This is a genomic window from Actinoalloteichus hoggarensis (assembly GCF_002234535.1).
Taxonomy (GTDB): Bacteria; Actinomycetota; Actinomycetes; order Mycobacteriales; family Pseudonocardiaceae; genus Actinoalloteichus_A; species Actinoalloteichus_A hoggarensis.
Genome location: NZ_CP022521.1, coordinates 5,883,526 through 5,903,581 on the forward strand (window position 1 = coordinate 5,883,526; position 20,056 = coordinate 5,903,581).

Here is a 20,056-nt window from a genome sequence, read left to right on the forward strand (position 1 = left end):
GCCTCGGTTGCGGCAAGTCTGCTGTTCTCGGCCGCCGGGCTCTGGTCGGACTGCTTCGCCACCGGGCTCGCCTCCCTGATCGCTGGCCGTGCCTGCACGCCTCGCGTCGTCTCGGTCGGACTGATCATCTCGACATCGCGGCCACCACGCTACCCGTCGGTAGGGCGGGATGGTGGACGGCGAACGAAGCGATGTCACCCAGCACACCACGGCCCGATGTTCTTCGCAGCGCCCGGCTGTTCGACCGTAGACAACATGGTTACGGGCCAGTAGCGTCCGCGATCATTCCAGGTTGTCGCACCGTTGCTCGCCTGGCATGTCCAGCGACCCTCGGTGAGACGACCCATACTGACGGCCATAGTTCGGGGAGGCCAGCGCGATGGGTTTTGCGGAGATCTTCGTCTGGGAGATGCTCGGCACGGCGGCCCTCATCCTGTTGGGTGCGGGCGTCGTGGCGAACGTGAACCTGAGAAAGACTCTGGGTTTCGGGGGCGGCTGGCTGCTGATCGCCTTCGGCTGGGGCTTCGCCGTGTTCGTGGGCGCGAGCATCGCGGACGCCAGCGGCGGGCACATCAATCCGGCGGTCACCCTCGGTCAGGCCATCGTCGGAAACACCGCGTGGAGCGCGGTCCCCGCGTACTGGGTGGGCCAGTTCGTCGGCGCGTTCATCGGTGCCGTCCTGTGCTGGCTGGCCTACAAGCTTCAGTTCGACACTCATGACAAGCCCCAGGACACCCTCGGGATCTTCTCGACGGGCCCGACCGTGGACAACAAGGCCTGGAACACCGTCACCGAGGTCATCGCGACCTTCGTCCTGCTGATCTGGATCCTGCTGAGCCCGGCCGCGTCGGAGGGCCCGGACGGCACGGTGTTCGGCAACGCGGCCCTCGGCTACGCGGGCGTGGCCTTCCTCGTGGTGGCCATCGGATCATCGCTCGGCGGTCCGACCGGCTACGCCATCAACCCGGCTCGTGACCTGGGGCCCCGCATCGCCTACGCGGTGCTGCCGATCAAGGGCAAGGGCACCCCGAACTGGGGTTACGCCTGGGTCCCGGTGGTCGGGCCGCTGATCGGCGCCGCGCTCGCCGCGCTGACCTATCTGGCCCTGCCCGTCTGACCGGTGTTTCGAGGGCAACCCTGACAGACCGACGTCGTAGCAGAGAGGCAAGCATCGCCATGGCGAAGTACGTGGCCGCGATCGACCAGGGCACCACCTCCACCCGCTGCATGATCTTCGATCACTCCGGGCAGGTCGTCGCGGTGGACCAGCGCGAGCACGAGCAGATCTTTCCCAGAGCGGGCTGGGTCGAACATGATCCGGAGGAGATCTGGCGCAACACCCGCCAGGTGTGCGCGGGGGCGCTCGCCAACGGGGATCTCGTCGATGCCGACATCGCGGCGGTGGGCATCACCAACCAGCGCGAGACCACCGTGGTGTGGGACCGCAAGACCGGCGAACCGGTCTACAACGCGATCGTCTGGCAGGACACGCGGACCAACCGGATCATCGAGCAGCTGGGCGCTCTCGGCGGCGGACAGGAACGCTACCGCTCGGTCACGGGGCTGCCCCTGGCGACCTACTTCGCGGGCCCGAAGGTGAAGTGGATCCTCGACAACGTCGACGGGGCCAGGGAACGCGCCGAGGCGGGCGACCTGATGTTGGGCACCATGGACTCGTGGGTGCTCTGGAACGCGACCGGGGGCGTCGAGGGCGGGCTGCACCTCACGGACGCCACGAACGCCTCTCGCACGCTGCTGATGAACCTCGACACGCTCTCCTGGGACCCCGAGATCGCGGCGGAGATGGGCATTCCGCTCTCGATGCTGCCGGAGATCCGCTCGTCCTCGGAGGTCTACGGACACTTCCGCGAGCGCGGCGCGCTGGCGGGCCTGCCCATCGCGGGCATCCTGGGCGACCAGCAGGCCGCCACCTTCGGCCAGGCCTGCCTGCGCCCCGGCGAGGCGAAGAACACCTACGGAACCGGTAACTTCCTGCTGCTCAACACCGGCACCGAGAAGGTGATGAGCCGCAACGGCCTGCTCACCACCGTCTGTTACAAGATCGGCGACGCCGACACCGTCTACGCCCTGGAAGGCTCCATCGCCGTGACCGGCTCGCTGGTCCAGTGGCTGCGGGACAACCTCGGCATGATCGGCTCGGCCGCCGAGATCGAACGGCTGGCGAGCGGCGTGGAGGACAACGGCGGCGCCTACTTCGTCCCGGCCTTCTCCGGACTGTTCGCGCCCTATTGGCGGGCCGACGCCCGAGGGGCGATCGTCGGACTCACGCGGTACGTCAACAAGGGCCACCTCGCCAGGGCGGTGCTGGAGGCGACCGCGTTCCAGTCCCGCGAGGTGATCGACGCGATGAACGCCGACTCCGGCGTGGAGCTGACCTCGCTGAAGGTCGACGGGGGCATGGTCGTCAACGAACTGTTGATGCAGTTCCAGGCGGACATCCTGGGCGTGCCGGTCATCCGCCCCGTGGTGAACGAGACCACCGCGCTCGGCGCCGCCTACGCGGCCGGGCTCGCCGTCGGCTTCTGGGGCAGCGAGGACGAGATTCGGCAGAACTGGGCGCAGGACAAGCAGTGGGACCCGGAACTCGACGAGAAGAGCCGGGAGAAGCACTACACGAGCTGGAAGAAGGCCGTCACCAAGACCTTCGACTGGGTCGACGAGGAGGATTAGGGCTCACTCGTCGTCGACGGTCCGCCGCGGCCGTCGGCGACGGGGCCCGGTCGGCACTCGGCGCACCGAGCGGCCCGAGATTCGCCGACCCGGCTTCCCGGACGTCTCGCCCTGCCAGACCAGACCTGAGCCGGCCGACCGGCGGCGCTCCCGCGCCCGCCGGGTGTCCCGCCGTGCTAGTCCAGGTCGTCGTGCCGCATGAGCTGCCTGCCCGCCTCGGTGATCGAACCGGTGAGCGAGGGGTAGACCGAGAAGGTCTCCGCGAGGTGGTCGACCGTCAGCTGGCTCTGCACGGCCAGGGCGATCGGCAGGATGAGTTCGCTGGCGTTGCGCGCCACGACGACGCCGCCGATCACCACACCGGTCGCGGGTCTGCAGTACAGCTTGACGAAACCCCAGCGCAGGCCCTCCATCTTCGCGCGCGGGTTCGTGGCCAGTGGCAGCGTGATCTTGCGCGCGGGGACCTCACCCGAGTCGATCCGCTGATGGCTGATGCCGACGGTCGCGATCTCCGGGTTGGTGAACACGTTCGAGGCGACGGTCTTGAGCTTGATGGGGTTCACCGCCTCGCCGAGCGCGTGATACATCGCGATCCGGCCCTGCATGGCCGCCACGGAGGCCAGCAGGAGCACGCCGGTGCAGTCGCCCGCCGCGTACACCCCCGGCGCCGCGGTCCGCGAGACCCGGTCGACCGGGATGTGTCCGGAGGGATTCAGCGTGATGCCGATCCGCTCCAGCCCGAGCCCGGCCGTGTTGGGCACCGAGCCGACGGTGAGCAGGGCGTGGCTGCCCTCGACCGTGCGGCCGTCCTGAAGACGGACGATCACGCCGTCCTCGGTGCGCTGCACAGACTCGGCCCTGGCGTGCTTGACCACGGCGGTGCCCCGGTCGGCGAAGACCTCTTCGAGCACCGCGGCGGCGTCGGCGTCCTCGTGCGGCAGCACCCGGTCTCGGCTGGAGACCATGGTGACCTTCACGCCCATCTCGGTGTAAGCGGAGGCGAACTCCACCCCGGTCACGCCGGAGCCGATCACCACCAGATGGTCCGGCAGCTCGGGCAGGTCGTAGATCTGCCGCCAGTCCAGGATGCGCTCGCCGTCGGGCTCCGCGCCGGGCAGGATGCGCGGATTGGCCCCGGTGGAGATCAGCACCACGTCGGCCTCCAGGACCATCGTGCTGCCGTCCGGCTGGTCCACCACGACGCGATGGGCGGCCAGACCGGTGGCCACGTCGTCGAACCGGGCCCGGCCGGAGATCAGTCGGATGTTCTCGCGCCGCATCCGCGCCCGAAGGTCGGCGGACTGTGCGAGAGCGAGGCCTTTCACCCGACCGTGTACAACCGGAAGATCCACGCCGACGTCGCCCGGCACGGCGTCGATGCCGAGCTGCCCCGCGCTGCGCGCCGTGCTGCGGGCGGACGCCGAGGCGATGAAGGTCTTGGACGGCACACAGTCGTACAGCACGCACGCGCCGCCGATGTTGTCCTCTTCGATGACCGTGACCTCGGCACCATGCGGCGCCGCCACCAGCGCGGCCTCGTATCCCGCCGGGCCCCCACCCATGATCACGATGCGCGTCAACGGTCCTCCAACCGACGGGATTGTCCAGCATCTCCGACCAGCACACCGTATCCGGGCCTCCCCGTTCGGACGTGCACGGCCGGCCTACTCCGACCGGATGAGGCACCGATGGTCAACCTCAGCAGTCGGATACCCGTTCTGGAGCTAGGCTGTCTCTCGTGCCGCTCTACGCCGCGTACGGATCGAACATGGACCCGTGCCAGATGATGGAGCGAGCCCCGCACTCGCCGATGGCGGGGACCGGATGGCTCGCGGGATGGCGACTGACCTTCGGCGGAGAAGACCTCGGCTGGGAGGGGGCCCTGGCGACCATCGTCGAGGACCCCGACTCGCAGGTCTTCGTCGTCCTCTACGACGTCAGTGCCGAGGACGAGAAGCAGCTCGATCGCTGGGAGGGATCAGAGCTGTGGATGCACCGCAAGGTCAGACTCCGGGTGGACACCCTGGAACGCTCGGAGCTGGCGTGGTTCTACGTTCTCGACGCCTATGAAGGCGGGCTTCCCTCGGCGCGTTACCTCGGGGTCATCGCCGACGCGGCCGAGGCGGCGGGTGCTCCCACCGAGTATCCCGACGAGCTGCGCAAGCGCCCCTGCACCGGCATCGGACCCTGATCCGCGCCCGGTCTCTCCCGGCGCGTGAGGCACACCGCTGCCGATCGCGCCGATCCGGTCGTGACGAGCCGAGCGGGCACGATCTCGGACCGGCGTCATCCGCGCGACGCGGGGCGAACATCGGACCGACGCCGGCCGTGGGACACGATTCGGACCGCCGCCCGCCGGACCGCCGGGATACCGATCCGCGATGTCGGGCATGGCGACGAAGCCGACCCTGACACGGCGAAGCACGGCCGCGGCCGCCGGTGGTGAGGCGGCGGAGAGCCGCACCGGCGGGATTCACAGCACGTCTCCCCTGCTCTCGCCGAGACGCTCGCGGCCCTCGACCGGATTCACGGCACCCGGGAATCCGGCACTCGGCCCTGCGCCCCGCGGCGGCCCGCATCGCCCCCCCAAGGCGGTGCGCGGAAGCAGTCGAGAGAGGAGTCGTCCGTCCGGAATCGACGGTCTCGCCGACGCAGTAGAAGCCGGCGCGCTTAGCCCGAGGAACGGTCGAGGGACGGGCGGGACGCCGCGACGGCCCGCAGGCCCGGCTAGCCGCGGGGTGAGGGCCGTTCCACCCATTCGGAGACGGTGGACGGCGTCGGTGCGGCGTGGTCGGCGGCGCGGACGAACTCGCCGTCGATCTGCTCGTCACCGGCCTGACGCTGTTCGGACTCGTGGTGGTCCTCGTGGTGGTCGGGGGTGCTCCCGACATACCCCAGGAGAACGGGCCGGCGGGCGACGGCCACCCGAGGGGGCGCCGCCCGCGGCGACGGCACGGGTGCCTCAGGTCTGGCCGTCCTCGGCGCCAGCCATGGCGAACAGGTCCTCGACGTGACGGTTCAGGATCTGACGCGCCGCCTCGCCCTCCACCGCCACCAGCCAGAGGCGTTCCCAGACCCGGACGTAGAGCGCCAGCTCGTCCGGGTCGGTGATCTTCAGTTCGCCGGTCACCGTCTCGACCATCGCGGTCTCGTCGACGATCCAGAAACCGTGTAAAGGCACCAGCGGCAGCCTGCGATTGAGCGGAATCAGCCCCAGCCGCAGATCCGGCGTGCCGATCGCGGCGACCAGTCGGTGCAGCTGACCTGCCATCACGTCGCGCGAGGCGACCGGGTGGACCAGCGCGGACTCGGCGATGAGGATCTCGATGCGCTTGCCGGGCTCGTAGAGCACCTGCTGCCTGCGCATCCGAGCCCGCACGGCCGCCTCGATGTCGTCCGGGCCGCCGTGCAGCTCCAGGCTGGTCTGTAAAACCTGCCGGGCGTAGTCCGCCGTCTGCACGAGTCCGGGGATGACGTTCAGCTCCATCGCCAGGATGCGATGCGCCCGCCGATCGCGTTCGATCGGCTCCTCCTGCCGGACCAGGTGGCCGGAACGGACCTGGTTCCGCCAGCTCAGGTACTCCTCCTGAAGCGCGGCGAGATCCTCGACGAAGCCGGCGCGGCTCGCCTCGTCGAGCGAGACGGCCTCCAGCCAGGCGGCCAGATCCTCCTGCGTGGCGGTCTGGCGACCTCTCTCGATCTTGCTGACCTTGGACACCGCGGACCAGCCGCAGGCCATCGCCAGCTCCTTACCGGTCAGGCCCGCCTGCTCCCGCAGCAGACGCAGGCGTTCTCCGAGTTCCTCACGACGTTCCTCGAAGCTGCTGCCCACACTTCTCATCGCCTCTGGTCAACTGATCGTCATATGCTCGCTGAGCGAAACGGCGTGGCTCCAGGCGCGGTGCCGGTGCGCACGGTACTGCTCGACCCTGGCGACGTCGGTGGTCACCTCGATGCCGGTGAGCGTGCCCGCTCCGAAGTGCATCAGTGCCAACACCGAATCGTCGAACAACCAGAAGTCCTGTGCGGGCAGCCGCAGCCCTCGCGCCCGCTGAGCCGCCAGGACGCGGATGTCCTCACCCGCCGCCTCGTTGTCGGGCGCCACGGCCATCTCGAAGCGCTGGTAGTCGGTCGGGGGGAAGGCCACGACACGCACGCGCGCGAAGCTTCGGCCCTGCCGGGTCGATGCCGTGACCGACCGAAGCCACTCGGTCATCCAGGAACGGTCCTCGCCGAGCTCGCCTGCGAGGAACCGTCGATACGGCTCCGCCTCCGAGGTCTCGCGGTACTCGGACTGTGTTTCGAACCGCCAGGCAGATCGCGTGAAGCCCGCGAACAGCCTGGCGAGTTCAGCCCCGTCTAGGAGACGGTGCACGGTACTTCCTTCGAGGCGAATCCCAGCAGCTCGGTGGGGATCTCGACGGCTCCCTCGTTGATCGGCAGGCCGCGTTCCCGCAGGACGCGCAGCGCGTCCGGGTCGACGACCCTGGTGCCCTGGACGACGTAGGTTCCCCGGTCGGTCAGGTACAGGTTCGGACAGTTTCCGGTCGTGGACGTGGTGCCCAGGAACGTCAACTCCACGATGACATCCTCCAAGTCGTACAGGTTCTCGCCGTATTCTCGCAGGCTTCCCGGCTTTGATCATCATTCTTCCGCACATGTTCGTCCGATCAGGTGACGGAGCGAAGCATGTTCTCGAATTTTCTTGCCATGTTCTCACTCGATTGGGGAAACTAGCTACCACAGAAGAAGGTGCCGCGATCGAGGGAACGGCCATGCTGAATCTGTCATCGACGCTGGTGTCACTGAGCGCGGCGCTGCTCATGGCCGGGCCGCTGATGATCTTGCGTCTCCTCGCGCATCGCACCGCGCGGCACCGCACCGACACGCACCGGTCTCCCCGGCAGTCCGCCCCCGGACCGCCTCGCTGCGAGCCGACCCGGGCAGTCCGCCTCGGGACTTCGGCGTTCTCCACTCCGAGACGATCGCCCACCGCGAGCAGGAGCAGGAATGAACGGCATCGGCGCCCTCGATCAACGGCCCACCGGGCCTCGGCTTCTGCTCGTCCGCTATCTGCCGGGCCTCGTCGGTGAGACCGCGCGGCTGGTGCACGTCTGTCCCGCACCGCGGACGGCCGAGAGCATCCCCGAGGTGCTCACCGCCTACTGCTCCGAACGGTTCGAGCGCGAGGACGTGGAACTGCTGGAGGGCATGAGCGGGATGCCCTGCACGTGGTGCCTGCTCCGGTCCCCGTGAGAAGAGACGGTCGCCGAGCCGCCGCGACGGCCGGGCGACCCGCCGAACGCCGCCCCTGTCTGTCGTGACCCCGACCCGTCAGGCAGGGGCGGTACCCACTCCGAGTCCGTCGCTCTCGGCCGTCAGCGAGGCCAGCGCCGTGTGCGCCAGTACCCGGACGCCGGTCAGCAGAGCCCGCTCGTCCAGATCGAAGGAGGGCTGGTGCAGATCACGTTGTCTGCCGGTCCCCGACCACACCCCGAGTCTGGCGAAGGCGCCCGGCGCCTGCTCCAGGTACCAGCCGAAGTCCTCGCCGCCCGAGGACTGCTCGGTGTCCACGATCGCCTGATCCCCGAGGGCCGCCGTGACCCCGGCTTGGATCAACGCCGTGCTCTCCCGCTCGTTCACCAGCGGCGGGACGCCCCGCTGATGCCACAGCTCGTAGGAGACGCCGGTCGGGGCGAGCAGCGCGCCCACCAGCTCCTTGATGAGCGGTTCCAGCTTCTCCCAGGTCTCGTGATCGCCGGTCCGCAGCGTGCCGCGCAGCACGCCGTCCTGCGGGATGGCGTTGGGCGCCTCGCCCGCGTGCACCGCACCCCAGACCAGCACCGTCGACGAGCGCGGGTCCACGCGGCGGGACAGCAGCGTGGGCAGTCCGGTGATCACGGTGCCCATCGCGTGCACGAGATCCCCGGTGAGGTGTGGCCGCGAGGTGTGCCCGCCCGGCGAGGTGAACCTGATCTCCATCAGGTCGCTCGCCGACGTGATGGCCCCGACGCGCGTGCCGACCTTCCCGACCTCCAGGCGGGGATCGCAGTGCAGGCCGAACACCCGGTCGACGCCGTCGAGGCCGCCCGCGGCGATCACGTCGAGCGCGCCCCGCATGACCTCCTCGGCGGGTTGGAAGAGCAGGCGGACCCGGCCGGGCAGCGACGGCGCGGCGGCCAGCGCCAGCGCCGTGCCCAGCAGGACCGTGGCGTGTGCGTCGTGCCCGCAGGCGTGCGTGACCCCCGGCACCGTCGAGGCGTAGAGCGCGCCCGTCGACTCGGTCAGCGGCAACGCGTCGATGTCCCCGCGCAGTGCCACACAGCGCGGCCCCGAACCGACGTCGCAGATCAGGCCCGTTCCGCTGGGCAGCACCCTCGGCCGCAGGCCCGCGGCGGTCAGCTGCTCGGACAGGTAGGCGGTGGTGCCGTACTCCTGGAGCGACAGCTCCGGGTGGGCGTGGAGATGCCTGCGCCACCGGACGACGTCGGCGCCGTGCTCCGCGAGCCAGGCGTCCAGCCAGGGCGGTCCGTGCCCTGCGCCGATGTCCTCCACTTCTGCCATGGTGGGGGCGGCGGGGGCGACCTCGCCGAGTAGCGACCTGGCCCCGCTCACCCCGGCGGGCAGGGCGGCGGCGAACTCGGAGTCCGGGTCGACGTCGGTCTGGATCTGAGTGTCGTAGCGCGAGTCCAACACGGTCATGCCGCACCTCCTGTCGCGGCGGACTTTCCACTAGTGGCGAGCCTGCGGGCGGCGCCCGCAAGTAAATCGGCCCGCAATCCCTCGTTCGTGGCGGCGGAGACCACCGTCCACGCCATTGCCGTGGCACCGTCGAGGACGGCGCGATCGGCCGAGTCGGTGTCGCACGCCGCCGCGAACTCCGGCTGGTGTGGCACCGCGTCACCACAGTCGATCGAGATCGTGGGATGGATTCCCGGTATCAGCTGGGTGACGTTACCCATGTCGGTGCTGCCGACGACCCTGCTCGCCTCTTCATCCCGGCCTGCGGGAACTCGACCGAGTTCCACGATCGCCGCGCGGTAGGCCGCCACGAGACGCGGCTCGGCACGCAGTTCGGCGTAGTCCGGCGAGATCGCGACGGTCTCCCAGTCGGCCCCGGTGGCGACGGCCCCCGCTTCGAGACAACACCGGATTCGGTGTTCGAGTCGACGGAGCGAATCGATCTCGGCAGCGCGTAGGTTGAACATCGCCGAGGTGTGCGCGGGCACGATGTTGGGCGCGGCCCCGCCGTGCGTCACGATACCGTGCACCTGCTGGCCCGGTTCGAAGTGCTGTCGCGCCAGGCCGATGGCGACCTGCGCGACGGTCACGGCATCGGCGGCGTTCACTCCCAGCTCGGGGGCGGCTGCGGCGTGTGACGCCCGCCCGCGGTAGCGCACCTCGAAATCGGCGATCGCCTTCGATCGTGGTTCGCACATCTCGTACGGCGACGGATGCACCATCATCGCCATCGCGACGCCGTCGAAGACGCCGCGTTCGAGCAGCAGGACCTTCCCGCCGCCGACCTCCTCGGCGGGCGTGCCGATCAGTCGGACGGTGACACCGAGTTCGTCGGCGACGGCGCGCAGCGCCAGGGCCGCCCCCACCGAGGCGGCGGCGATGATGTTGTGTCCGCAGGCGTGCCCGATCTCCGGCAGGGCGTCGTACTCGGCGCAGACGCCGACGACGAGTTCGCCCTCGCCCGCGGTGCCGACCATGGCGGTGTCGAGCCCGGCGACGCCGCGCTCCACGACGAAGCCGTGTTCGGCGACCAGATCGGCGACGGCGGCCATGCTCTGATGCTCGGCGAACGCCGGCTCCGGGCGGGCGTGAATCCGATGCGAGAGGCCGATCAGCTCCTCGGCGTGCCGTGCGACCGTCTCGGCGCAGATGTCCCGGAGCGACCGCTCCCGATCGGGTGTCATGCCGTCCCATCTTGCCCCATCACCGCCCGGATACCCCCCGAACGGAGGTACCCATACCGACCGGCGGTGGGATTCCTGCGGCAGATGGGACTCGGTGATACCGCTGGGACGAATTCTCACGGACGCTCGCTCGGCTGCCTGCCGTGTGCGCCGCGAACACATGTGGCCGGGGTGGAGCACGCACGGCGTGGAGGGGGTCCGCCGCGGGCTCGGCCGGGCCTGCCGAGGCCGCCGGACGCCGCCGACCGACCCGATCGCCGATCAACCGACCGCCGAACCCCGAGGCACCAGCCGAGCCCGACAGGCCGCGAGTACGGGTTCGCGAGTGCGTGAGTCAGCAGGACAGCAGGTCAGGTCAGTCAGCAAGAAGGTAAGTGAGTCGGCGAGTCGGCGAGTCGGCGAGTCGGCGAGTCCAGGTGTCGGTCAGTGAATCCGCGTGTCAACGAGCGGCGAGCCACGCCCGACCGGCGCAGGCCTCCGACCCGAACCAGCCCGCCCGCTCATGCCGGGGGAAAGAAGCCGGGCGCCCCCGATGTCCGGCCCCCGAACATCGAGGACGCCCCGGTGCGGACCGCCGCGCCCACCGCCGCGGTCCGCCACGCTCACGAGCCCGACCGGCTCAGAAGCGCAGGTCGGTCAGGTACCGGTACCCCACCCGCGCCGTCTCCAACGGGTCGGCCGGGTCGTCGTGCTCGACCACGTACTCCCGCACCCCGGTCAGCCAGGTCTTGCGGAAGATCCGGCCGAAGTCCACCGTCCCGGTGCCCAGGTCGGCCCAGGTCCCGTCCTCGGCACGGTCCTTGACGTGGAACTGCTTCACCCGGCCGAAGTTCTTCCAGACGTAGGAGATCGGGTCGACCTCGGCGTCGATGACCCAGAACAGGTCCAGCTCCAGGTGGACGTTCCAGGAGCGTGCCTGCCGGGTGATGATGTCCATCGGCCGCTGCCTGCCCTGCACGGCCTGGAACTCGTGCGCGTGGTTGTGATAGCCGAACTGGATGCCCACCCGTCGGGCCTGCTCGCCCGCCGCGTCGAGCCGCCGGGCGAAGTCACGCCACTCCTGCGCGGTCTCGAAGTCCGCGTAGGGCACCGACAGGTACTGCTGCCCGAGGGTGCGCGCGTCCTCCAGCGTCGCGGCGAAGTCGCCGTCGATACCGGAGTGACTGGAGGTCGCCCGCAGACCGTAGCGGTCCAGCAGCGCCCGGAACTCGGCTGCCGTGCGACCGTAGGTACCTGCCAGCTCCACCTTGCGGTAGCCGATGGCGGCCAGCTCGCGCAGGGTGCCCTCGGTGTCCTCCTCCAGCAGCGACCGCAGCGTGTAGAGCTGGATGCTGATGGCGTCCTTGGGCACCCGCAGCCGACCCAGCGCCGTGGTCGCGGACGCGGCGTCGGCCGTCGTGCTCGCCGCGGCGGTGCCGCCCAGCGCGACCACCGCGCCGAGTCCGAGCGCGGCACCCGCCGCACCCCTGAGCATCGAACGTCTGGATAACGAACCGTCGTGTGTCATCGTCGACCTCTCCTCATCACGATTCCCCGATTCCCCGATTCCCCGATTCCCCGATCCCCCGGGCACTGGTGTGCTCAGCTCTTGGAGCTGAACGCGGCGTCGAAGGCAGCGTTCGGCTTGTCGAAGAGCAGTCCCCTGATGAAGCCGACCGCCTCGGCGGCGCCGCGCAGCCGGTCCATGCCCGCGTCCTCCCACTCCACCGAGATCGGGCCCTGATAGCCGATGTGGTTGAGGGCGCGGAAGGACTCCTCCCAGTTCACGTCGCCGTGGCCGGTGGAGACGAAGTCCCAGCCCCGACGCGCGTGCGCCCAGGCGAGATGCGAGCCGAGCCTGCCGTTGCGACCGTCGAACCGCTTCTTCGTGTCCTTGCAGTCCACGTGGTAGATGCGGTCGGCGAAGTCGAGGATGAAGCCCACCGGGTCCAGGTCCTGCCACACGAAGTGGGAGGGGTCCCAGTTCAGCCCGAAGGCGGGTCGCCTGCCGACGGCCTCCAGCGTGCGCTCGGTCGTCCAGTAGTCGTAGGCGATCTCCGAGGGGTGGACCTCATGGGCGAAGCGCACGCCGACCTCGTCGAAGACGTCGAGGATCGGGTTCCACCGATCGGCGAAGTCCTGGTAGCCGTCGTCGATGACCTCCTGCGACACCGGCGGGAACATCGCGACGTACTTCCAGATCTTCGATCCGGTGAAGCCGACCACGGTGTCGACGCCGAGTTTCGCCGCCGCCCGTGCCGTGTCGGCCATCTCGGCGGCGGCCCGCTGTCGGACGCCCTCCGGCTCGCCGTCGCCCCAGATCCTGGCGGGCAGGATGTTCTGGTGACGGTGGTCGATGGGGTCGTCGCACACCGCCTGGCCGACCAGGTGATTCGAGATCGTCCAGACCTTCAGGCCGTGCCGGGCGAGGATGTCGAGCCTGCCCTGGACGTAGTCGTCCTCCGCGAGGGCACGGTCCACCTCGAAGTGGTCGCCGGAGCAGGCGATCTCCAGGCCGTCGTATCCCCATTCGGACGCGAGTCGACAGACCTCCTCGAACGGGAGGTCGGCCCACTGTCCGGTGAACAGCGTGATGGGTCGGGTCATCGCGGATTCCCTTCGGTGTGTCGTCACCAGGTGACGGGTGTGTCGATGTGGCGGTGCGCGACCGCCCTTGCGGAATCAGCCGTCGCGGGCCTTCTTCCTGATCCGTCGGCCGTAGAAGACCAGGGCGAACAGCGCCGCGGCGGTGACCAGGGCGAGGACCTGCCCGCCCGCCTCACCGCTGAAGAGCGGGCCGTCCTCGCTGCCCGTCTCCTCCCCCGGCTCCGAGGTCTCGGTGGCGGGTGCCGTGGTGTCCTCGGCGCCCGCGGCGTGCGGGATCGAGGTGCCCGCGACGGGGGAACCCGCGGGTGCCGGGCCCGCGGCGGCCGTCGCGACACCGACCGGGATTAACATCAGCAGCAGCCACAGGGCGGCGGCCGGCAGGGATCGAAGCGCTGTGCGCATCGCGTCCTCCTGTCTTCCTGTGCTAGCGGGAGATCTCGACACACCGAAGGAGAGATCCGACGGTGTCGAGTCTGCCCGGCCGCACGGCCCATGGTCATCCGACTTCGGGTTCGATCTGCGAGCTGTCGACGAATGGTCAGGGCGTCTGCCCGTCCAGCCCCTGGAGACTCAGGAGCAGGTCGCGCACGTCCGTCGCGGCCAGCCGCCCGTCGCGTTCCACCCGCTCCGGAACCCGAGGGTCCGAACAGAGCAGGATCGGGCCGTCCTGTGGGGAGTCCGGCAGCCGGCCGTGTGATCCCCGCACCGGCGACGGGTCGAGCGGCACCACGTTCATCGCGTACCGCAGTCCGACCTTCTTACGCACCAGGTTCGTCGCCGCCTTCGCCTTGACCATCGGATCGGTCGGGTCGAAGAACAACTCCGCCGGGTCGTAGCCGGGCTTGCGGTGGATGTCGACGCCCTTGGCGAAGTCGGGCGCGGCGGCGTCGTCGAGCCAGTAGTAGTAGGTGAACCAGGCGCGCGGCTCGGCCACCGCGACGAGTTCGCCCGCCCGTTCGTGGTCGATGCCGTAGCGCGCCTGCTGTTCCCGATCGAGGACCTCGTCGACGCCGGGCAGGCCCGCGACGATCTCCCGCACTCTCGGCAGGTCGGCCGGGTCGGCGACGTAGACGTGGGCGACCTGGTGATCGGCCACGGCGAAGGCCCGCGAGGCCCACGGGTCGAGGTATTCCATGCCCGCCTGCCGGTAGACCTCCAGCAGCCCCTCCCGTCGCAGCGCGCGGTTGACGTCCACCGGCTGGTCGACCGAGGTGATGCCGTACTCGCTCAACGCCACCACGGAGGCCTGCTGCCTGCGGGCCTCGGCCAGCAGCGGCGCCAGCTCGGCGTCCACGGCGCGGGCGGCGGCCACGGCCTGCGCCGAGTCGGGCCCGAACCGCTGGAGGTCGTAGTCCAGATGCGGCACGTAGACCATCAGCAGCTCGGGTCGGTGTCGTTCCAGGACTCGGGTCGCCGCCTGGGCGACCCACCGGCTGGAGGCGATCGACGCGGTGGGACCCCAGTACTGGAAGAGTGGGAACTCGCCGAGTTCGGTGGTGAGCTCGTCGTGCAGGGTCACCGGGCGCGTGTAGCAGTCCGGCGACTTGCGGCCGTCGGCGTGGTAGACGGGGCGAGGCGTGACCAGCATGTCCGTGGAGGCGCCCATCGCGTACCACCAGCAGATGTTGGCGGCCCGATAGCCGGGGTGCGCCGCCTTGGCGGTCTCCCACACCTTCTCGCCCCGCACCAGCCGGTTGTGCTGCCGCCACAGGTAGACCTCGCCGAGGTCGCGGAAGTACCAGCCGTTGCCGACGATGCCGTGCTGGGCAGGCGTCAAACCGGTGAGGAAGGTCGACTGGACGCTGCAGGTGACCGCGGGCAGCACGGTGCCGAGTTCGGCCTGCCAGCCCGCCTTGCCCAGCGCGGCCAGGTTGGGCATGTGCGCCAGCAGCCGAGGGGTCATGCCGACCACGTCGAGCAGCACCAGTGGCTTCATCCTCATACCTCCTCCACGTCGGTGATCAGGTTCTCCGTCGCCCAGGTGAGCTCGGCGGCGATGCCGTCCACGAGCTCGGCGTCCGAGCGCGGTGTCGTCTCCGTGGTCTGCGTCGTCGCCCGGCCGGTGCCCGCTCGGGGCAGCACGCTCCAGGTGTAGGTCTCCACCTCCAGGTGCGGCCGGAACTCCTGCCCGTGGCGCAGCGCGGTGACCGCCTCCCGCAGCACCCAGGTGGTGGAGCGCAGCGGGGCTACGGGCTGCGCGTGCAGCGGGACGTGGAAGTGCACCCGCCACGGTCCGAGGCCGGGCAGTTCGCTCGCGGCCTGCGGCAGGTCGTCGACGGCGCGGACCTGCTGATCCGGACCGAGTTCGCGCACCTGGTGCAGGTATCTCGGCTCGTCGAAGTGGGCCAGCGCCGCCTTGGTCGCCCGGCTCTGCGGTCGGTCGACCTGGAGGGCCGCCGAGGCCTGCACCTTGACGACGTCCAGGCCCGCGGCCTTGACGGCGGCGACGGTCTCGGTCGGGTCGGCGAAGGACACGGCGAGGTGGCAGGTGTCCAGGCACAGTCCGATGTAGGCGGGGTCGACGCGGCCGGACAGCCAGTCCACCGCGTCGGCGACGGTGTCGAGGACGCAGCCGGGCTCCGGCTCCACCGCCAGTCGGATCGGCCTGCCGATCCGACGGTGCAGTTCCCGCAGACCCAGCGTCAGCTCGTCGACGGCACCCAGCGCGAGCATCTCGTCGGCGATGCTCCACGGCTGCCGCCAGCCCAGCGGCAGGGTGGAGATGCTGCCGTGGTCCGCCCCGTCGGGCAGCAGGTCGGCGAGCACCGTCGCGCAGTCCATCGTGTACTTGAGCCGGGACCGCTCGGTCCAGCGGGGCCGGTACACGGCGTGCTTCACCACCTCCTGGTGGAAGCCGCCGTAGGGGAAGGCGTTGAGGGTGTGCACCTCCAGGCCCCTGGCCCGGAGTTCCGCGGCGAGTCTGGCGCGGGCCTCGGCGTCCTCGGCCAGGCCGGCCGCCACGTCGGCGGCGAGCCACAGTCCGACGCCGAGCCGGTCGGCGCCCAGTCTGCGCCGCACCGGCTCCGCGTAGTCGTCGAGCTGGGCGAGGATGCCGGCCAGGTCCTCCGCGGGATGCACGTTGGTGCAGTAGGAGAGCGTCATCCGGCGCCGCCTGACTCGGCGGCCGTCGCCGGGTCCGGGCGCGCGCCGCGCAGCACGGAGTTGCCTTCGAAGGTGCCCGTCGCGGTGTTCTCCTCCGTGCCGAATCCGGGCAGCTCCGACAGCTCCAGTCGGCCGCTCTGTCCGTAGAACTCCACCGGGTTGTCCCACAGAACGGTCTGGACCTGGCCCGACGAGAAGCCGGCGTCGAGCATCGCCCGGCCGGTCTTGTAGGTCTTGAGCGGATCGGAGCGGCCCCAGTCGGCGGCCGAGTTCACCAGGATCCGCTCGGTGCCGTACCGCTGGAGCAGCGCGACCATCCGGCGCTCGTCCATCTTGGTGTCGGGGTAGATGGAGAAGCCCATCCAGCAGCCTGCGTCGGCCACGGCCTCGATGGTGACCTCGTTGAGGTGATCGACGAGGACGCGCCGGGCGGGGATCCCGGACTCGGCCACCACGTCCAGCGTCCGCCTGGTGCCCTTGGCCTTGTCCCGGTGCGGGGTGTGCACCATGACGGGCAGCTCGTGCTCGCGGGCCAGTTCCAGCTGCCGGGCGAAGACGCGGTCCTCCTCCGGGGTCATCGAGTCGTAACCGACCTCGCCGACCGCGACCACGCCGTCCTTGGCCAGATACCGGGGCAGGACGTCGAGCACGTCGACGCAGCGCGGATCGTTGGCCTCCTTCGGGTTGAGCGCGATCGTGCAGTGGTGTCGGATGCCGAACTGCGCTGCGCGGAACCGTTCCCAGCCGATCAGTGCGTCGAAGTAGTCGGTGAAGGAGGCGACGCTGGTCCTGGGCTGGCCGAGCCAGAACGCCGGTTCCACCAGAGCACGGACTCCCGCGGCGTACATCGCCTCGTAGTCGTCGGTGGTCCGCGAGGTCATGTGGATGTGCGGGTCGAAGATGCGCATCAGTGCTGCCTCCCCTGGTCCTGCGTCGGCCTGCTCGACGGATCGGTGTGCGTGCCGCCGGAGTCGTGAGCGGGGCCCGGCGGAGATCCGTCCGGCCCGGAGGTGGCGGCCTCGGCGGCGCCCGTGCCGTTCCTCGCGACCCGGCCGAGCAGCTCCAGCGCGTCGGCGGGCACCTCGCGACCCGCCGCGCGACGCTCGGCGGCGAAGTCCTCGACCATCCGCAGCAGCTCGGGATCGGCCCGCTCCGCCAGCCTGGCGACCGCGGCCAGGGGCACGCCGGTGAACACACACTTCAGCACGCCGTGTCGCCAGCTGTGCGCGTCGAGACGACTCCCGGCGAAGGGTCCCATCGCGGCGGCGACCAGCCGGACGTCGTTGGCCCGCAGGGCGTCCCGGACCAGGATCAGCGCGGCGTCGACGAGCCGGTCGAGCCCCTCGCCGGGTTCCTGCGCCGCCGTGACGACGTCCAGGCCACGCAGGACGCCACGGCGTTCGGCGTCGTCGCCGTAGCGGTAGAGATCGGCGATCTCGGTCGCGACCTGCGTCGGGGAGCAGACCGAGGCCAGGACGCCGAGCAGCATCACGCGGGTCAGGTCGTCGCGGGTGCCGTGCACCATCCCCTGCGGGTCGGTGTCCGGCTGGAGCACCTCCCGACCGACCTCGCGCCCCACGGCGGGGAACAGCGTTCGGATCGCCGCCGGGTCGGCGGTGATCCGCCGGGCGGCCTCGGCCTCCCACGGCGACTGCGAAGGGTTCTGCCGCTCGGTCACCTGCTGCCTCCCGAACTCCGACGGTGCGTGGTCTGGTGGGACGCCGAGTCCGCCGGGGCGGTGGCGCTCGACCGGGCCGAGGCGACGACGCTCGGCCCGGTCGAGAGTGGAGGGACCGCGGCGGGCCGCGCGGAAGACACCCCGGCGGGCCGTGCGGAAGACACCCCGGCGGGCGGTGCCGAGCCGCCTCGTCGGCCGTCGGGCAGCGCCGCCCGCAGCGCGGCCAGGGAACGTCGGGCGACGGCGGGCGCGGCATGACTGTGTCTCGGCAGCTCGACGGCCGCCAGGCCGCGGTAGCCGACCTCGTGCAGGGCGGCCAGCGTCGCGGCCAGGTCGAGTCGGCCCTCGCCGAACTCCAGATGCTCGTGCACGCCCGGCATCATGTCGTCGAGCTGCACGTTCACCAGCAGATCGCCCGCGCGTCGGACGCACTCGGCGGCGTCGACCGGTTCCACGGCCACGCAGTGTCCGACGTCGAGCGTGAGGCGCAGCGAGTCGGGCTCGCCGAGATCCGCCCGCAACGCGAGGGCCTGATCGAGACGCTCGATCACGTGGCCGGGCTCCGGCTCCAGACCCAGCGGCACGCCGAGCCGGTCGGCCTCGGCCAGCACCGGTTCGAGCCCGGCCCGAAGCCGTCGCCAGGTCACCTCGGCACCGCTGTCGTCCTCGTCGACGCCCGACCAGCAGGAGACGCAGTCTGCGCCGAGATCGGCGGCCACGCGCAGCGCCCTGGTGAGGAAGTCGATCCTCGGGGCCTGGTCGTCGCAGACCAGCGTCGGATGGTGTTTGCGCGTCGGATCGAGCAGGTAACGCGCGCCGGTCTCCACGACCACCCGCAGTCCCAGCTCGGCCAGCCGCGCCGCCACCCGATCGGTCTGTTCTCGCACGTCGGCCGCGAAGGGGTCGAGATGGGCGTGGTCGAGGGTCAGGGCTACCCCGGTGTAGCCCAGGTCCGCGATCACGGCCAGCGCGTCGAACAGCCGATGGTTGGCGAAGCCGTTGGTGCCGTAGCCGAGGTCGAAGCCGGTCCCGGGCCGCCCCGAGTCGGGGGCGGCCGAGGACGTCGATTCGGTCATTCCGGCAGTCCTCCCCCGGTGGTCGAGCCGAGAGACGCGGCGGCGCCGCCGATCGGTCGCGGACCGGTGCGCACGGCCGCCGTCATGTGGGGCTCACCTTGCGGGCCAGCGCCCGCGCGGCGGGCAGCACTCCGACGATCAACGCGGCGGCCTTGGCCGCGCCGCGCCGCGCCGCGATGCCCGCCTGGAGCGGCACCATCCCGTGGATGCCCGCGACGGTGGCGGCACGCACCCGTTCCGCCGACGGCGTCCGCGCGGCGGCGAGCTGGGCCCGACCGACGAGGCGTCCGTAGCCGACGCCCGCGGCGGCGCCGAGGAGCCGGTGCAGCGGCGATCGGGCCGGGCCGAGGACCGTGGCCGAGGCGGCGACACCGGTGGCGGCCAGGGCCGCCTTCGCGGTGGTCGCCGAGCCGCCGTGGACCTCGCCCGCGGACAACGCGGTGATCCCCGCGGCGTGACAGGCCATGGCGCCCGCCGCGGGCAGCGCGCCGCGGACGTTGCGGGGGTCGGCGCCGAGCAGGACGTCGAGTCCCCGGCACAGGGCCATGCCCAGCGGCGCGGCGGCGGTGGGCTTGAGCACGGTGTCGTAGGCCCAGATCGCCCCGGAGAGGGCGACCGCGACCCGCGCGCTGTCCCGGCCGCCCGCCAAGGCGGACAGGCCGATTCCCGCGCCTGCCAGCCCCGCCGCGACGGCGAGCGCGCCCTCGGGGGAGATGCGGCCGGACGGGATCGGACGTTCCGGCCGTTCCTCGGCGTCCAGTTCGCGATCCGCCCAGTCGTTGAGCGCCATCCCCGACCAGTACAGGGCGACCGACGCCAGCGGCAGCAGCAGTCGTCGACCACGCAGCGGCGTCCCGGATGCCGCCGCGCCCGCGAGGGTGTCGCCGAGGACGGACAGGCCGGCGGGAGCCCGGACCAGCTCGACGAGGGTCCTGGCCCGGTCCGCGGCGGTCATTCCGGCGCTCCGGCCTCGGCGCGCCCGGCGTCGGGACCTGCCG

Annotated in this window: 18 protein-coding genes and 1 pseudogene; 4 read left to right on the plus strand and 15 right to left on the minus strand. The window is 70.9% G+C overall.

From position 1 onward, the window contains the following. Positions 1-379: 379 nt before the first annotated feature. The gene (locus tag AHOG_RS25025; RefSeq protein WP_093943501.1) at positions 380-1,117 is read left to right on the plus strand and encodes an MIP/aquaporin family protein; all 738 of its coding nucleotides are present in this window, start codon (positions 380-382) and stop codon (positions 1,115-1,117) included. Positions 1,118-1,176: 59 nt separating this feature from the next. Next, complete coding sequence (gene glpK, locus AHOG_RS25030) at positions 1,177-2,691, plus strand: glycerol kinase GlpK (protein ID WP_093943502.1); 1,515 nt, start codon at positions 1,177-1,179, stop codon at positions 2,689-2,691. Between the two features lie 176 nt (positions 2,692-2,867). On the opposite strand, the gene AHOG_RS25035 is transcribed toward glpK, so the two are convergent. Then, complete coding sequence (locus AHOG_RS25035) at positions 2,868-4,271, minus strand: NAD(P)H-quinone dehydrogenase (protein WP_093943503.1); 1,404 nt, start codon at positions 4,269-4,271, stop codon at positions 2,868-2,870. Positions 4,272-4,429: 158 nt separating this feature from the next. On the opposite strand from AHOG_RS25035, the gene AHOG_RS25040 reads away from it, so the two are divergent. After that, the gene (locus AHOG_RS25040) at positions 4,430-4,882 is read left to right on the plus strand and encodes a gamma-glutamylcyclotransferase (protein WP_093943504.1); all 453 of its coding nucleotides are present in this window, start codon (positions 4,430-4,432) and stop codon (positions 4,880-4,882) included. 536 nt (positions 4,883-5,418) lie between these two features. On the opposite strand, the gene AHOG_RS25045 is transcribed toward AHOG_RS25040, so the two are convergent. The 4 genes from AHOG_RS25045 to AHOG_RS25060 are packed head-to-tail and all read right to left on the minus strand — an operon-like array spanning position 5,419 to position 7,287. Continuing rightward, on the minus strand, positions 5,419-5,616 hold the full coding sequence (locus tag AHOG_RS25045) for a hypothetical protein (RefSeq protein WP_093943505.1): 198 nt from the start codon (positions 5,614-5,616) through the stop codon (positions 5,419-5,421). A 37-nt stretch (positions 5,617-5,653) separates the two neighbouring features. After that, positions 5,654-6,532 carry a helix-turn-helix domain-containing protein gene (locus AHOG_RS25050; protein ID WP_093943506.1) on the minus strand — a complete coding sequence of 293 codons (879 nt, stop codon included), beginning with the start codon at positions 6,530-6,532 and terminating at the stop codon, positions 5,654-5,656. A gap of 9 nt (positions 6,533-6,541) precedes the next feature. Next, positions 6,542-7,066, minus strand: a complete 525-nt coding sequence (locus AHOG_RS25055; protein ID WP_093943507.1) for a DUF6879 family protein — start codon at positions 7,064-7,066, stop codon at positions 6,542-6,544. Beyond that, entirely contained in the window at positions 7,051-7,287 is a 237-nt protein-coding gene (locus AHOG_RS25060; protein WP_245856433.1) for a hypothetical protein, read from the minus strand. Before AHOG_RS25060 ends, AHOG_RS25055 begins: the two co-directional genes overlap by 16 nt. A 414-nt stretch (positions 7,288-7,701) precedes the next feature. Between AHOG_RS25060 and AHOG_RS25065 the strand changes: the two genes are divergently transcribed. After that, on the plus strand, positions 7,702-7,947 hold the full coding sequence (locus AHOG_RS25065; protein ID WP_093943509.1) for a hypothetical protein: 246 nt from the start codon (positions 7,702-7,704) through the stop codon (positions 7,945-7,947). Positions 7,948-8,025: 78 nt separating this feature from the next. On the opposite strand, the gene AHOG_RS25070 is transcribed toward AHOG_RS25065, so the two are convergent. From AHOG_RS25070 to AHOG_RS25120, 10 genes and pseudogenes are all read right to left on the minus strand, one after another. After that, positions 8,026-9,393, minus strand: coding sequence for an amidohydrolase (locus AHOG_RS25070; RefSeq protein ID WP_093943510.1), 1,368 nt, complete (start codon positions 9,391-9,393; stop codon positions 8,026-8,028). Further along, complete coding sequence (locus AHOG_RS25075) at positions 9,390-10,616, minus strand: M20 family metallopeptidase (protein ID WP_093943511.1); 1,227 nt, start codon at positions 10,614-10,616, stop codon at positions 9,390-9,392. Before AHOG_RS25075 ends, AHOG_RS25070 begins: the two co-directional genes overlap by 4 nt. Positions 10,617-11,235: 619 nt before the next feature. Then, positions 11,236-12,090 carry a sugar phosphate isomerase/epimerase family protein gene (locus AHOG_RS25080; protein WP_245856434.1) on the minus strand — a complete coding sequence of 285 codons (855 nt, stop codon included), beginning with the start codon at positions 12,088-12,090 and terminating at the stop codon, positions 11,236-11,238. A gap of 107 nt (positions 12,091-12,197) precedes the next feature. After that, complete coding sequence (locus tag AHOG_RS25085; RefSeq protein ID WP_093943513.1) at positions 12,198-13,202, minus strand: sugar phosphate isomerase/epimerase family protein; 1,005 nt, start codon at positions 13,200-13,202, stop codon at positions 12,198-12,200. Between the two features lie 75 nt (positions 13,203-13,277). Beyond that, positions 13,278-13,604 carry a hypothetical protein gene (locus AHOG_RS25090; protein WP_093943514.1) on the minus strand — a complete coding sequence of 109 codons (327 nt, stop codon included), beginning with the start codon at positions 13,602-13,604 and terminating at the stop codon, positions 13,278-13,280. Positions 13,605-13,740: 136 nt separating this feature from the next. Beyond that, positions 13,741-15,138: an alkaline phosphatase family protein gene (locus AHOG_RS25095; RefSeq protein WP_093943515.1), complete on the minus strand. Its 1,398-nt coding sequence runs from the start codon at positions 15,136-15,138 to the stop codon at positions 13,741-13,743. A 2-nt stretch (positions 15,139-15,140) separates the two neighbouring features. Next, complete coding sequence (eboE, locus tag AHOG_RS25100) at positions 15,141-16,304, minus strand: metabolite traffic protein EboE (RefSeq protein WP_093943516.1); 1,164 nt, start codon at positions 16,302-16,304, stop codon at positions 15,141-15,143. Beyond that, positions 16,301-17,212 carry a TatD family hydrolase gene (locus AHOG_RS25105; RefSeq protein ID WP_093943517.1) on the minus strand — a complete coding sequence of 304 codons (912 nt, stop codon included), beginning with the start codon at positions 17,210-17,212 and terminating at the stop codon, positions 16,301-16,303. The genes eboE and AHOG_RS25105 overlap by 4 nt, the downstream gene beginning before the upstream one ends. Positions 17,213-17,358: 146 nt before the next feature. Then, positions 17,359-19,058: pseudogene (locus tag AHOG_RS30640) on the minus strand (EboA domain-containing protein); the annotation flags it as partial. A gap of 82 nt (positions 19,059-19,140) precedes the next feature. Continuing rightward, a complete protein-coding gene (locus AHOG_RS25120) occupies positions 19,141-20,013 on the minus strand; it encodes an SCO3242 family prenyltransferase (protein ID WP_093943520.1) in 873 nt (290 codons plus the stop codon). Between the last annotated feature and the right edge of the window lie 43 nt (positions 20,014-20,056).

Bases quoted from the DNA above. Each gene is read 5' to 3' on its own strand.
- AHOG_RS25025 (WP_093943501.1), top strand. From the start codon at position 380: ATGGGTTTTGCGGAGATCTTCGTCTGGGAGATGCTCGGCACGGCGGCC.
- glpK (WP_093943502.1), top strand. From the start codon at position 1,177: ATGGCGAAGTACGTGGCCGCGATCGACCAGGGCACCACCTCCACCCGC.
- AHOG_RS25050 (WP_093943506.1), bottom strand. From the start codon at position 6,532: ATGAGAAGTGTGGGCAGCAGCTTCGAGGAACGTCGTGAGGAACTCGGA.
- AHOG_RS25065 (WP_093943509.1), top strand. From the start codon at position 7,702: ATGAACGGCATCGGCGCCCTCGATCAACGGCCCACCGGGCCTCGGCTT.
- AHOG_RS25070 (WP_093943510.1), bottom strand. From the start codon at position 9,393: ATGACCGTGTTGGACTCGCGCTACGACACTCAGATCCAGACCGACGTC.
- AHOG_RS25075 (WP_093943511.1), bottom strand. From the start codon at position 10,616: ATGACACCCGATCGGGAGCGGTCGCTCCGGGACATCTGCGCCGAGACG.
- AHOG_RS25080 (WP_245856434.1), bottom strand. From the start codon at position 12,090: ATGCTCAGGGGTGCGGCGGGTGCCGCGCTCGGACTCGGCGCGGTGGTC.
- AHOG_RS25085 (WP_093943513.1), bottom strand. From the start codon at position 13,202: ATGACCCGACCCATCACGCTGTTCACCGGACAGTGGGCCGACCTCCCG.
- AHOG_RS25090 (WP_093943514.1), bottom strand. From the start codon at position 13,604: ATGCGCACAGCGCTTCGATCCCTGCCGGCCGCCGCCCTGTGGCTGCTG.
- AHOG_RS25095 (WP_093943515.1), bottom strand. From the start codon at position 15,138: ATGAAGCCACTGGTGCTGCTCGACGTGGTCGGCATGACCCCTCGGCTG.
- eboE (WP_093943516.1), bottom strand. From the start codon at position 16,304: ATGACGCTCTCCTACTGCACCAACGTGCATCCCGCGGAGGACCTGGCC.
- AHOG_RS25105 (WP_093943517.1), bottom strand. From the start codon at position 17,212: ATGCGCATCTTCGACCCGCACATCCACATGACCTCGCGGACCACCGAC.
- AHOG_RS25120 (WP_093943520.1), bottom strand. From the start codon at position 20,013: ATGACCGCCGCGGACCGGGCCAGGACCCTCGTCGAGCTGGTCCGGGCT.